Below are 13,092 nucleotides of genomic sequence, written 5' to 3'. Positions count from 1 at the left end.
TATTAATATTATTGTGAGAAATCAATTGTTTTAAGACAAGGCTTAATTTATAATTCAAAATAGAGAGAAAATTCTAAATAGAGGAGGGTTGAATACAGCTTAATTCTTTAAATTTGTAAGAAAAGACATCAAACAAAGAGACGAACGAACCAGAGAGGTGGGGAAATATTGAGAGCGCTTAAATCGATTCTTCTATGGGGATTAATTTCCGCTATTGGAGCCGTCAGTTTTGGGGTCGTTGCCTTAAAGCGCGGAGAGAGTATTAATGCAATTTGGATTGTGGTTGCTGCTGTTTGTGTATATGCTGTTGCTTACCGCTTTTATAGTAAATTTATTGCACAAAAAGTATTTGAGTTGGATGATACACGTCAGACGCCTGCAGAGGCGAATAATGATGGAAAAGATTATGTCCCGACAAATAAATGGGTGCTTTTCGGCCATCACTTTGCGGCTATCGCAGGTGCAGGCCCGCTCGTCGGTCCAATTCTAGCTGCACAAATGGGTTATCTGCCTGGAACCCTGTGGATTGTAGTCGGCTGTGTATTAGCAGGCGCCGTACAGGATTTTATTATTTTGTTCGGTTCCATGCGTAGAAACGGAAAATCGCTCGGCGAAATCATTAAAGAAGAAATGGGCCCTGTTACAGGGTTGATTGCGATGGTTGGTATTCTGGGAATTATGGTTATTTTATTAGCGGTTCTTGCTTTAGTAGTCGTGAAAGCACTTGTAGGAAGCCCGTGGGGGATGTTCACGATTGCGGCGACTATTCCAATCGCAATATTCATGGGGATTTACATGCGATACATACGTCCTGGGCGAGTGGGCGAAGCTTCAATCATAGGGATTGTGTTATTGCTCCTTTCTCTATATGGAGGTCAATTGGTATCAGAAAATCCTTCACTTGCAGCCATGTTTACATTCTCAGGTGAATCGATTGCACTGATGATGATCGCTTATGGGTTTATAGCTTCAGTACTGCCAGTATGGCTATTGCTCGCTCCTCGGGATTATTTGAGTACGTTTTTAAAGGTTGGAACGATCGTAGGTTTGGCAATCGGAATTCTTGTAGTGGCGCCAAATCTGGAGATGCCTGCGGTCACTCAATTTATTGATGGAACAGGTCCTGTTTTCTCAGGGAATCTCTTCCCGTTCTTATTCATTACGATCGCTTGTGGAGCCGTTTCTGGTTTCCACTCACTCGTCTCATCCGGTACAACGCCTAAGATGATTGAGCGTGAATCACACGCGCGGCCAATCGGTTACGGAGCGATGCTTACAGAATCATTTGTAGCCGTTATGGCCATGATTGCAGCGTGTGTTTTGACGCCGGGGATTTACTTTGCGATTAACAGCCCACCTGCCGTAATCGGGACAGAACCTGTCGCTGTTGCCGCAACAATCTCAGATTGGGGCTTCGCACTGACACCGAATGACTTAACCGATCTTGCCGATAAAGTAGGTGAAGAATCAATCATATCCCGTACAGGCGGTGCTCCGACACTTGCGATTGGGATGGCTGTCATTTTTTCCGAGGTAATCGGCGGTGATGCGATGATGGCATTCTGGTATCACTTTGCGATCCTTTTTGAAGCATTGTTTATCTTAACGACAATTGATGCGGGGACCAGGGTAGGGCGGTTCATGATCCAAGATATTATTGGTACCGTCTATAAACCATTTGCCAAAACAGATGCTTGGGTGCCGAATATCATTGCGACCGCACTATGTGTTGGGGGTTGGGGATACTTCCTATACCAGGGAGTAATCGATCCGTTAGGCGGAATCAACACGCTATGGCCGTTATTTGGTATAGCAAACCAGATGCTTGCTGGAATTGCCCTGTTGCTTGGAACGACAGTCCTGTTCAAAATGGGCAAAAAAGCTTATACATGGATCACTCTTCTGCCTACAACATTTATTTTAATCGCAACCATGACTGCTGGATGGCAAAAATTATTCCATGAAAATCCAAGAGTTGGTTTCTTATCCCATGCACAAGTTTTCAAGGATTCGATCGACAAGGGAGAGGTCCTAGCTCCAGCAGCAAACATGGGCCAAATGAAGCAAGTGTTATTTAATGATTATGTGGATGCAGCCCTTTGTGCTTTCTTCATGATAGTTGTTATTACCGTCTTCATATCGGCTGTCCGACTTTGGATAAAAATCTTCAAGAAACAGGAAGTAACGCTGCATGAAACACCATATGTATCCCGTACTTAACTGGAGGGAAATCATGATAAAAAAAATATCCGAAATATTAAGCTATCGAAAACAATTTATCAGCCTGCTGGTTGGTGTGCCGTCTTATGAAACCTATATGGATCATATGCAAGCGCATCACCCTAGTGAGCCCGTAAAGAGTCGTAAAGAATTTTTCTGTGAAGCACAGGAAGAAAGATTTAACGCAAAAGGCGGTAAAATTTCCCGATGTTGTTAAAATAATAATAAAGAAAGGGTTCCCATTTGTGACGGGAACCCTTTTTTTGGTGGAATGGATTTTGTTGAATTGCTTTCTCTATAGCAGGCAGAACAATGAAATGGCTATTATTTAACCCTTTATAGTTGAATCCCTTTTTTAATAAGTGTAAGGTGTATTATGAAGGCCGACAAATTCCTGTCGTTCAGGGATTTGTTGTGAGCCTGTTTTTTTATTTCTTCGGCATTAACCTACTGCAAGTATGCGGTCTGCTCCGCCCTTCAAATTAATAACTCTCGAAAATCGGCATGCCGTGCCATAAAGGAATAAAAACTTCCACTTTGAAAAACCCTTTTAATAAGAAAATCCCGATTTTCCATTTCGATGAATAAGTTGTTTCAATGAATTGATGAATAATTAATGGGGCTAAAAACTATCTGGGGGGAAAATAATGAAACCTAATGTAATCGTAAAGGATGTTACAAAGATCTTTGGGAAATCGCCAAAGGCTGCAATTGAATTATTGAAAAAAGGATATTCTAAGAAGGACATTTTAAAAGAAACTGGACAGACTGTTGGTGTGAATAAAGCTAATTTTGAGATTTACCCAGGAGAAATTTTTGTGATCATGGGGCTGTCAGGTAGCGGTAAATCTACTTTAATCCGTATGTTTAATCGACTGATCGCACCGACCTCAGGTGAGATTTTAATTGACGGGGAAGACCTGGTCAAAATGAATCCGGCCCGTTTGCGGGAAACCCGAAGAAAAAAAATCAGCATGGTCTTTCAGAATTTCGCTCTTTTTCCACATAGAACGATTCTGGAAAACACAGAGTACGGCCTTGAAGTCCAAAAACTGCCTGAAAATGAACGGAGAGAAAAGGCTCTTAAGTCTTTGGAAGTAGTAGGTTTGAAGGGTTATGAAAATCAATTTCCCTCTCAGTTGAGCGGTGGAATGCAACAACGGGTCGGACTTGCCAGGGCGCTTGCCAGTGATACGGACATTGTATTGATGGATGAAGCTTTCAGTGCTCTTGATCCGCTCATTCGAAAAGATATGCAAGATGAGTTGCTGGAAATCCAGGAGAACTTTAAAAAAACAATTATTTTCATTACTCATGATTTAGATGAAGCATTAAGAATAGGAGACAGGATCGCCTTGATGAAGGACGGCAGCATCATTCAACTGGGCACACCTGAAGAAATCATGATGAGTCCCGCAAATGAATACGTAGAACGATTCGTCGAGGATGTCGACCTATCAAGAGTGCTCACTGCTTCTCATGTTATGAAAAGAGCGGAGAGAATCTCGGTGGATAGAGGCCCGCGTGTGGCTCTGCAAATCATGAGAGAGCAAGGTTATTCCATGATATTCGTTGTGGACAGGAAGAAAAAGCTGCTTGGGGCTTTGACGGCTGAACAAGCATCAGACGCCATAAAAAATAACCAAACCATTGCTGAAGCGATGACAACAGATATCCCTACTGTCGGTGAGAACGTTATTATTTCTGAACTATTAGATGAAATTGCTACCTCGAATTTGCCGCTGTCAGTGGTAGACGATGAAAACAGACTAAAAGGAATCATTATTAGAGGTGCGGTTATTGGCGCTCTTGCTGGCAATAAGGTTTCTTTAAACGAAATGGGAAGTGATTAAATGAATTTACCAAAAATACCTCTTGGTTCCTGGATTGACAGGCTTGTCGATTGGATAACGGTGGCGTTCGGCGGTTTTTTTGACTTTTTAACAAATGCAATCGAGTGGACTTTGGATATCCTCGTTAAGGTTCTAGGAGCGGGACCGCCACTCATCCTGATCATCATTTTAACCCTTTTAACCTTATATACAAGCAGGTGGACACTGGGACTATTTACATTAATATCATTACTATTAATAGAAAATCTCGGTTATTGGGACGCGACAATAGACACGCTTGCGTTGGTGCTCTCATCGGGAATCATTACGATTTTGATCGGTATTCCGATCGGCATTTGGATATCCCAAAGTGATACAGCAAAGAAAATCGTCATGCCGATTCTGGACTTTATGCAGACCATGCCAGCGTTTGTGTACTTGATTCCGTCTATTTTATTCTTTGGAATCGGTGTCGTTCCGGGTATTATTGCTTCTGTTATTTTTGCAGTAGCGCCGACCATAAGACTAACCAACTTAGGGATTCGGGAGGTGCCGGGTGATTTAATTGAGGCTACCGAGGCTTTTGGATCGACAACAGGGCAAAGGCTCATCAAGGTTCAAATTCCATTGGCAGCACCGACCATTCTCGCAGGTGTTAACCAGAGCATTATGCTTTCCCTTTCCATGGTTGTTATTGCCTCTCTAGTAGGTGCTCCGGGATTGGGAGCAGAAGTGTATCGGGCGGTTACTCAAATTCAAGTCGGGCAAGGTTTTGAAGCAGGCTTATCCATCGTTATCATCGCGATTATCTTAGACCGTATCTCACAAAATCTAAGAAAACCAGCATATGCTGAAAAGGTCAGTCGAAAAATTGTTTTCGGAATAGTGGGGGCTGTTTTTATAGCTGCTTTCGTTTACTTTGGTATCGTAGAGGCAGATGCAGATACTGACAAAGCTTCTTCTGAAAATGTCGGTGATGCAGTTAATTATGAAATTACCGGAATAGACCCGGGCGCAGGGCTGATGAAAGCAACTGAAAAGGCCATGGAGGATTATGAATTATCTGATTGGACATTGAGGGAAGGTTCTTCAACTGCGATGACAGCTGAACTCCAGAAAGCGTACGAAGATAAAGAACCGATTATCATTACTGGCTGGACACCTCATTGGATGTACCAAAAATACGATTTGAAATATCTGGAGGATCCAAAAGGTTCCTATGGTGAAGATGAAGATATTCATACGGTTGTAAGAAAAGATTTTGAGGAAGAAACACCCGGTGCATATAAGGTGTTAGACCAGTTTTATTGGAAACCAAGCGATATGGAAGAAGTAATGGTGGATACCCAAGAAGGAATGGATCCAAAAGAGGCTGCAAAGAAATGGATAAAATCCCATTCCAAAGAGGTTCAGCAGTGGACAAAAGGAGCTGAGAGAGGGAACGGACAGGAAATTGTACTTGTCTATGTTGCCTGGGAATCTGAGATTGCCAGTACGAACGTCATCAGCGAAGCTTTGGAGCAGTACGGCTACAAAGTCAATATGAAACAAGTTGAGGCCGGCCCAATGTTTGCAGGGATAGCTGACGGAAGTGCTGATGCAATGGTTGCCGCCTGGCTTCCGACCACACATGCTGATTATTTCGAAAGATATAAAGATGAATTGGTCGACCTTGGAGCGAATCTGGAGGGGACCAAGCTGGGATTGAGTGTTCCTGAATATATGGAGATCGATTCTATAGAAGATCTAAAAAAATAATTTCTAAAAGGTACCCATTGTGGGTACCTTTTTATTTTGATGTAAGGAAAAGTAACATTATTTTTAATTTATTAAATATTTTACTTGAATTTTTACTTTTCAGAATATATGATAGTTTTAATAACATTTTTATGTTAGGAAATATAACATATTAAAATAACAGAAGGGTGGAATAAAGATGCAGATGGGTGATTCAGTTTTTATGTTTCTTGCAACATTATTGGTATGGCTAATGACACCGGGAATTGCATTATTTTACGGGGGGATGGTTAAAAGTAAAAATGTGCTGAGTACAGCCATGCACAGCTATATGCCGATGGCACTTGTCTCGATTCTTTGGGTTCTTGTAGGCTATTCACTTTCCTTCTCGACAGGAGGTAATGCTTTTATCGGAAATCTGGATTGGGCTGGGTTAAAAGGGGTTGGCTTTGAACCTAACGCTGACTACAGTGCGACCATTCCTCATAACATGTTCATGATGTTCCAAATGACTTTCGCTGTCTTAACTGTTGCGATCATCTCAGGCGGATTTGCCGAGCGGATGCGTTTTTCAGCCTTTATTATTTTTATTATCGCATGGTCCTTGCTCGCATATGCTCCGGTAGCGCACTGGGTATGGGGAGTTGGCGGCTGGTTAAGAGAGCTTGGTGCCCTGGATTTCGCGGGAGGCAATGTTGTGCATATCTCCTCCGGTGTGACAGGGTTGGTGCTGGCCATTATGTTAGGAAAACGAAAGGATATTGAATCCAGTTCTCCACATAATCTGCCACTGACGTTTTTAGGGGCAACACTGATTTGGTTCGGCTGGTATGGCTTTAACGTCGGAAGTGCCTTGACGATTAACGAAGTTGCGATGACGGTTTTTGTTAACACGGCCGTTGCTGCCTCTGCAGGTATTCTTGGCTGGTTGCTGGTCGAGTACTCAGTTAATAAAAAACCGACCATGCTTGGTGGTCTTTCAGGAGCGATATCAGGCCTGGTCGCCATCACACCGGCATGCGGATTTGTCACTCCTGCTTCATCCATTATTATCGGTCTTGTTGGAGGCATCGTATGCTTCTGGGGCGTCACGTTTTTAAAGAAAAAACTTGGGTACGACGATGCATTGGACGCATTCGGACTTCATGGTATCGGTGGTACATGGGGTGGAATTGCTACAGGTCTGTTTGCGACAACCTCTGTTAACTCAGCTGGTGCGGATGGTCTCATCTCAGGCGATTTCAGCTTATTATGGAAGCAAATTGTTGCCATTGTAGCTACTTTTATCTTTGTCGCGGTAATCACGTACGTCATTGCAAAAGTAATTAATCTATTCGTGCCGATTCGGGTCGATGAAGAACAAGAGTCATTGGGACTTGATATTACGCTTCATGGCGAAAAAGCATACCATGAAACGAACTTTTAAGGGGGAATCCACATGGGAGAGGTGTTAACAAAAATAGAAATCGTAACACGTCCGAATAAATTCGACCAATTTAAACAGGAGCTTGCTAAAATCGGAGTGAGCGGCATAACGGTTTCTGATGTAAAAGGAACCGGCCTTCAAAAAGGATTTGTTGAAACGTACAGAGGAGTAAAAAGAGAGATCTCCCTGCATGACCGGATTAAGATTGAGATAGTGGTCTGTGAAGTTCCTGTACAGGAAGTTGTCGATGTTGCCAGAAAATTTTTCAACACCGGAAAGCCGGGGGACGGGAAGATATTCATTTATGAATTATCCAATGTCATAAAAATCAGAACCGGGGAAGAAGGGCATGCTGCCTTAAAGAATGATAAGTAAGCATGATCCAGGGCGAATAGAGAATACGGAGGGGGACCATGGGGAAATTAGTGAAGCTGGTCTACGCGAAAAGACAAAAAATCATTAATACGCTCATCAGTGAAAAAATCTATCAGCCCGACGATCAAAATTATTTGAATAACCTGCCTTTGAAAGATCTGGAAGAACTTTTGAAATGCCGGGAAAAATCTATATAAAAAAGAAGAAAGTATAAAATTTTCAATATGTATTGATGTCTAGCTCCAGCGCCCAGCCCCTCGAGGTCATAAGTCACCCCTCTCCGGAGGGCAGGCCCTCCTACGAGGTCCGCCTTATGCTTGTCGGACTTGCCCAGGATGGGCTGGCGTCGACGTTTGCCACACGATGTGGCAGGTATTAGTCGACGTTCATTACTTGCAGGGCGCTTGCGCTTTTCTTATTGAAATCACAATGGAATTACTTTACAATATAAATTAAACAGTGGTCAATAAAAGGAGAAATTATTCATGACACCAAGAAAAGCCGTTGATAAAGAACTCTCCAGAGAAATAATTTTGGATACAGCAAGAAACCTCTTTGCAAAAGAAGGATATCAGAACGTCTCAATGAGAAAGATTGCAAAAGAACTCAATTATACACATGGTGCGATTTATTATCATTTTGAGAATAAAGCTGAACTTTTTTATGCATTGGTTAAAGAAGACTTTTCCCTTTTAGATGGAGTACTTGAAAAAATCATCGAGCAAGACATAGGGGACAGGGAAAAAATTATGCAAATTTTACTTGGCTTCATTAAGTTCGGGCTTACCTATCCCAATCATTATGAAATCATGTTCTTAATAAGGGATGAAGAAGTACAAATGCATCTTCAAAATGAACCTAATCTTAGCTATGAACGATTCGCGAAAGCTGTTTATGAACTAAGCGCGATGAAGGCAAACACTAAGATTATCTGGTCAATTTTTTTAAGCATTCATGGTTTTGTAGCCATTTATTGCAGAACAGGTCAAACTTATGAAGATGTAAAGGATATTGCGGAATCGCATGTCATGTTGCTTTTGAAGGCGATTGATATGTGAAAAATTTTTTAATTTTTTATTGACCACTGGATAATAAGAGGAGGAGCATTATGAAAAAGGCGTTGGTGTTAGGGGCATCAGGAAGTATGGGCAGTGCAATAGTAAATGAGTTGATCCAAAGAGACATTGATGTAACTGTTTTTGCAAGAAACAAAGAAAAATTGGAAAAACTTTTTAAACAGCATCCAGTCACTGTGTTTTCTGGGGATGTTTTTAATAAAAGAAATGTAGAAGAGGCTTCAAAAGGTGTCGATGTCATTTTTCATGCTATCAATATTCCTTACCAAGAATGGCGAGATAAACAGCCTAAGCTAATGAAAAATATTCTAGAAGCGGCAAAGGCATCTGGTGCAAAACTTGCTATCGTAGATAATATCTATGCTTATGGCAGGAGCAATGGTGCCCCCCCATTAAATGAGGAAGTGAGAAAGCATCCTCATACGAAAAAGGGTAAAATCCGATTGGACTTAGAAGAAATGGCTAAACAATCAGGCGTGCCGCAATTTATCGCTCACTTTCCAGACTTTTACGGACCAAACGCGGGTAATACTTTGTTAAATTATACTCTAGATAATATAGTGAAAAATAAAAAAGCAAGATTTATAGGAAATCAATCAATCGCCAGGGAATATATTTATACACCTGATGGAGCAAAAACAATGGTCGAGCTGGCTTTAAACGAAAAAGCATACGGGCACAATTGGAATATCCCGGGCGCAGGAACAATCACGGGAGAAGAAATTGTCCAACTAGCAAAGGGCATTACGGGATATAACAAAAGTGTTCCAACAGTTTCAAAGAAGATGATTCAGTTCATTGGTCTGTTTGATAAGTTTATGAAGGAATTTGTGGAGATGTATTATTTGACGGAAGAACCGGTCGTACTCGATGGTAGCAAGTATGAACGTGAAATTGGAATGCTTCCGCGCACTCCTTATCGAACTGGGATAGAACAAACGATAAATCATCTTCGAGGATAAATGGTGCAGGTGACACAGTCTTTCCATAGGTTCGGGCAGGAAGTAATACTCATGGGAATGACAATGTAAATAAAACAGATGGGAATCGGAGGTTCAACTTCGATTTCCATCTGTATTTAGCTTATTCTTTACCTTTTAATAAAAACGAATTTCCATCCTCATCTTTGAAGGTTGCAAAGGTGCCCCATTGCATTTCATTAAGCTCCCCTTCGAATACCACTCCGTTGTCTTTCATTGTTTGATATGTTTCTTTAATATCATCGGTTAAAAATACGATGGATGGCTTTAGTTCTGCCCAATTCGTCATCATGCTTTTCGGATAGATAACAAGCGCGGTCCCTGCACCCTTTGGCCCTACTTCAAGCCAGAAGCTTCCAGGGGGCCCCATTTGCTTTTCCGCGAAAATATCAAATCCGACTTTTTCAGTCCAGAAAGCCTTTGCTTTTTGCTGGTCCTCTACATAAACAGCTGTAGTTGCGATTTTCGTAATCATTATTAATAGCTCCTTCTGACAGGCATTTTTTAATTTATATAATCATGACTGAACATCATTCATTTTATCTTTTTTTTACATTATTAATCAAGCATGGTGATGTTTTCAAATTTTCAGAATGTTAAGGGTAAATATGGTACACTTTGGAGATTAAGGTGGGGAATAATATGAAAAAGGATTACTGGAATGCAAATCTATATGATGCAAAACACTCATTTGTTTCGAAGTTTGGAGAAGATGTAGTTAAAATGTTGGCACCAAGTGAAGGTGAGCATATTCTTGATCTTGGTTGCGGCACAGGAGATTTGGCCAATGCTCTTAAAAAAATGGGGGTACATATTATCGGTGTGGATAAGTCGGACAATATGATTCAACAAGCACAGATTAAGTATCCAGATATCAAGTTTGAAGTCGAGGATGCATTGAATTTAGATTATGATAATCAATTTGATGCCGTTTTTTCTAACGCTACACTCCATTGGGTGAAACCTCCTGAAAAAGCATTGGATCGTATTTATACATCCTTAAAGCAAGGTGGGCGGTTTGTTGCCGAGTTTGGTGGCAAAGGGAATGTCCAGATCATTACCGATGAGATCATCACTCAGTTTGGAAAGTTTGGGATTGGATATGATGTTGAAAAATTCCCGTGGTATTTTCCGAGTATTGGTGAATATTCATCGTTAATGGAAAATGAGGGTTTTAGAGTTAGATATGCACACCACTTTGACAGACCGACACCTTTAGAAGGGGATAACGGATTAAGAAATTGGATCGAAATGTTCGCCGACAGCATGTTTGATGGATTAGATGTTGAGACAAAGGATACAATCATTACAGAAGCTGAAAAAAGCTTAAGTGGAATTTCAAGGCGAAAAGGTGAATGGGTAGCGGATTATAAAAGAATTCAAGTGATTGGGATAAAGGAATAAAGAAAGAGAACCAGCCTGGCAAAATTGCAGGCTGGTTTTTAATTGAAAGACTACATGATTGGAACAATGAAAATGATTTAAGAGAAAACACCCTCCAATTAAGCGAAAATCCCTGTCATTTAAGCAAAACCAATTCTCAGCCCAGCAGTAAGCTGAAATTTATAATCCCAATGAAATATATTTCACTTCGAGGAATTCTTCAATCCCAAAGTGACCGCCTTCGCGACCCAACCCGCTTTGCTTGAAGCCGCCGAATGGGGCTTGCGGTGTTGATGGAAGTCCATCGTTTAAGCCGACAATTCCATATTCGAGAGCTTCAACAGTGCGAATGCCTTTTGAAATGTTTTCTGTGAAAACATAGGCGGCCAGGCCGTAAATGGAATCATTCGCACGCTGAATCGCTTCTTCGGTTGTTTTAAAAGGAGCAATCGGCATGACTGGCCCGAACGTTTCCTCATGCATGCAAAGCATACTGTCATCAATATTGGACAGAACGGTTGGTTCGACGAATAGATCTTTCGATTTGCCGCCAGCCTCGACCTTTGCCCCCAACTTGATTGCATCATCAATGTGGTTCTGTACTTTTTCTACTGCCCGTTCATTGATAAGCGGCCCGATATCGATTCCTTCTTCCAAACCGTTTCCTACTTTTAATTCTTTTACCTTTGGAATAAGACGGTCAATAAATTCCTGATAAATCGATTCATGGACATAGACTCGGTTTGAGCAAACACAGGTCTGCCCGGCGTTACGGAATTTAGAAGTGATGACTCCTTCCACGGCTTTATCCAGATCCGCATCTTCCAATACGATAACAGGGGCATGGCCACCAAGCTCAAGAGATACTTTTTTTACAGTATCAGCGGAGCCTTTCATCAACTGCTTTCCGACAGCGGTGGAACCGGTAAAGGTCAGTTTTCTTACACGATCGTCCTGAAGCCAGGCTTCCCCGATCTCCTTGGCATCCCCTGTTACAACATTGATTACTCCTTTAGGAATCCCTGCTTTTTCGGCAAGCTCGGCCATTTTTAAAGCGGTTAAAGGAGTTAATTCAGCTGGTTTGATTACGACCGTGCAGCCGGTTGCCAAGGCTGGCGCTACCTTGCGGGTAATCATCGCTGCCGGGAAATTCCATGGAGTGATGACCGCCACAACACCGACTGGCTGTTTAGAAACGAAGAGCCGTTTATTCCGTTGCGTCGCCGGAATCGTTTCGCCGTAGACCCGCTTCCCTTCCTCGGCATACCACGATAGGAACCCATTTGCATACGCCATTTCACCTTTTGCTTCTTTCAAAGGTTTTCCTTGTTCAGTAGTCATGATTTCTGCAAGTTCGTCAATGTTGTCATTGATTAAGTCGTACCATTTTCGAATAAGATCCGAGCGTTCGTACACTGAATAAGCGGACCATTCGCTAAATGCTTCATAAGCGGCATCTGCAGCTAGCTTGCCTTCACGTGAACCACCATTTGGAACCGTTGCGAAAACGTGACCTGTAGCAGGGTTTTTCACCTCGATTGTATCGAGGCCCCCGTCTGTCCACTCGCCATTAATAAACATTTTATACTGTTCCATGAAAAACCCTCCTTTATTTAATTGAAGTTATTTCCTTCTATTATAAATGATTCCTACCTGCCTCTATAAATATCTGCTTACAAAAAGAGTCCGATAGTGATCTTTTCCCTTGTTAATTAATTATATGACCGAAATTTAAAATATATGACCGAAAAATGAGATATATGCCCGAAATCTGAGATATATGCTCGGAATTTAAGATATATGCCCGAAACCGGGGATATGCCCGAAATCTAAAATATATGTCCGAAAAACGAGATATATGACCGAAATCTGAGATATATGCTCGAAATTCGAGATATATGCCCGAAACCGGTGATATGACCGTTTAAAATATATGCCCGAAAAATGAGATATATGCTCGAAATCTGAGATATATGTTCGAAATTTGAGATATATGCCCGAAACCGGTGATATGACCGAAATTTAAAATATATGCCCGAAAAATGAGATATATGCTCGAAATC

12 protein-coding genes are annotated in these 13,092 nt (G+C 41.6%); 10 read left to right on the top strand and 2 right to left on the bottom strand.

Features of this window, described 5'->3' with window-relative positions; translation table 11 throughout:
* Positions 1 to 168: 168 nt before the first annotated feature.
* The 9 genes from LQ216_RS07540 (at position 169) to LQ216_RS07495 (ending at position 9,628) form a co-directional block, all read left to right on the top strand.
* Positions 169 to 2,220 (top strand): carbon starvation CstA family protein, encoded by a 2,052-nt coding sequence (locus tag LQ216_RS07540; protein WP_230128508.1) that lies wholly within the window; start codon positions 169 to 171, stop codon positions 2,218 to 2,220.
* A gap of 13 nt (positions 2,221 to 2,233) precedes the next feature.
* Positions 2,234 to 2,437 (top strand): YbdD/YjiX family protein, encoded by a 204-nt coding sequence (locus LQ216_RS07535; protein ID WP_230128506.1) that lies wholly within the window; start codon positions 2,234 to 2,236, stop codon positions 2,435 to 2,437.
* A 430-nt stretch (positions 2,438 to 2,867) separates the two neighbouring features.
* On the top strand, positions 2,868 to 4,073 hold the full coding sequence (locus LQ216_RS07530; protein WP_230128504.1) for a glycine betaine/L-proline ABC transporter ATP-binding protein: 1,206 nt from the start codon (positions 2,868 to 2,870) through the stop codon (positions 4,071 to 4,073).
* The gene (locus LQ216_RS20345; RefSeq protein ID WP_290369244.1) at positions 4,074 to 5,810 is read left to right on the top strand and encodes a glycine betaine ABC transporter substrate-binding protein; all 1,737 of its coding nucleotides are present in this window, start codon (positions 4,074 to 4,076) and stop codon (positions 5,808 to 5,810) included. It begins immediately after the preceding gene.
* Positions 5,811 to 5,988: 178 nt separating this feature from the next.
* Positions 5,989 to 7,215, top strand: coding sequence for an ammonium transporter (locus LQ216_RS07515; protein WP_230128502.1), 1,227 nt, complete (start codon positions 5,989 to 5,991; stop codon positions 7,213 to 7,215).
* 12 nt (positions 7,216 to 7,227) lie between these two features.
* Positions 7,228 to 7,590, top strand: a complete 363-nt coding sequence (locus tag LQ216_RS07510; protein ID WP_230128500.1) for a P-II family nitrogen regulator — start codon at positions 7,228 to 7,230, stop codon at positions 7,588 to 7,590.
* A 38-nt stretch (positions 7,591 to 7,628) separates the two neighbouring features.
* A complete protein-coding gene (locus LQ216_RS07505; protein WP_230128497.1) occupies positions 7,629 to 7,787 on the top strand; it encodes a hypothetical protein in 159 nt (52 codons plus the stop codon).
* A gap of 288 nt (positions 7,788 to 8,075) precedes the next feature.
* Positions 8,076 to 8,648: a TetR/AcrR family transcriptional regulator gene (locus tag LQ216_RS07500; protein ID WP_230128495.1), complete on the top strand. Its 573-nt coding sequence runs from the start codon at positions 8,076 to 8,078 to the stop codon at positions 8,646 to 8,648.
* 50 nt (positions 8,649 to 8,698) lie between these two features.
* Entirely contained in the window at positions 8,699 to 9,628 is a 930-nt protein-coding gene (locus tag LQ216_RS07495; RefSeq protein WP_230128493.1) for an SDR family NAD(P)-dependent oxidoreductase, read from the top strand.
* A gap of 121 nt (positions 9,629 to 9,749) precedes the next feature.
* Here the strand turns inward: LQ216_RS07495 and LQ216_RS07490 are convergent, their stop codons facing one another.
* Positions 9,750 to 10,121, bottom strand: a complete 372-nt coding sequence (locus tag LQ216_RS07490) for a VOC family protein (RefSeq protein WP_230128491.1) — start codon at positions 10,119 to 10,121, stop codon at positions 9,750 to 9,752.
* A gap of 167 nt (positions 10,122 to 10,288) precedes the next feature.
* On the opposite strand from LQ216_RS07490, the gene LQ216_RS07485 reads away from it, so the two are divergent.
* Positions 10,289 to 11,050, top strand: a complete 762-nt coding sequence (locus LQ216_RS07485) for a class I SAM-dependent methyltransferase (protein WP_230128489.1) — start codon at positions 10,289 to 10,291, stop codon at positions 11,048 to 11,050.
* 159 nt (positions 11,051 to 11,209) lie between these two features.
* Here LQ216_RS07485 and LQ216_RS07480 read toward each other — a convergent pair whose 3' ends face one another.
* On the bottom strand, positions 11,210 to 12,625 hold the full coding sequence (locus LQ216_RS07480; RefSeq protein WP_230128487.1) for an NAD-dependent succinate-semialdehyde dehydrogenase: 1,416 nt from the start codon (positions 12,623 to 12,625) through the stop codon (positions 11,210 to 11,212).
* Positions 12,626 to 13,092 lie beyond the last annotated feature (467 nt).

The organism is Bacillus sp. CECT 9360, from assembly GCF_918741275.1.
Classification (GTDB): Bacteria; Bacillota; Bacilli; order Bacillales; family DSM-1321; genus Peribacillus.
The sequence above is the reverse complement of the archived record's forward strand: the minus strand, read 5'-3'. Positions and strand labels throughout refer to the sequence as shown.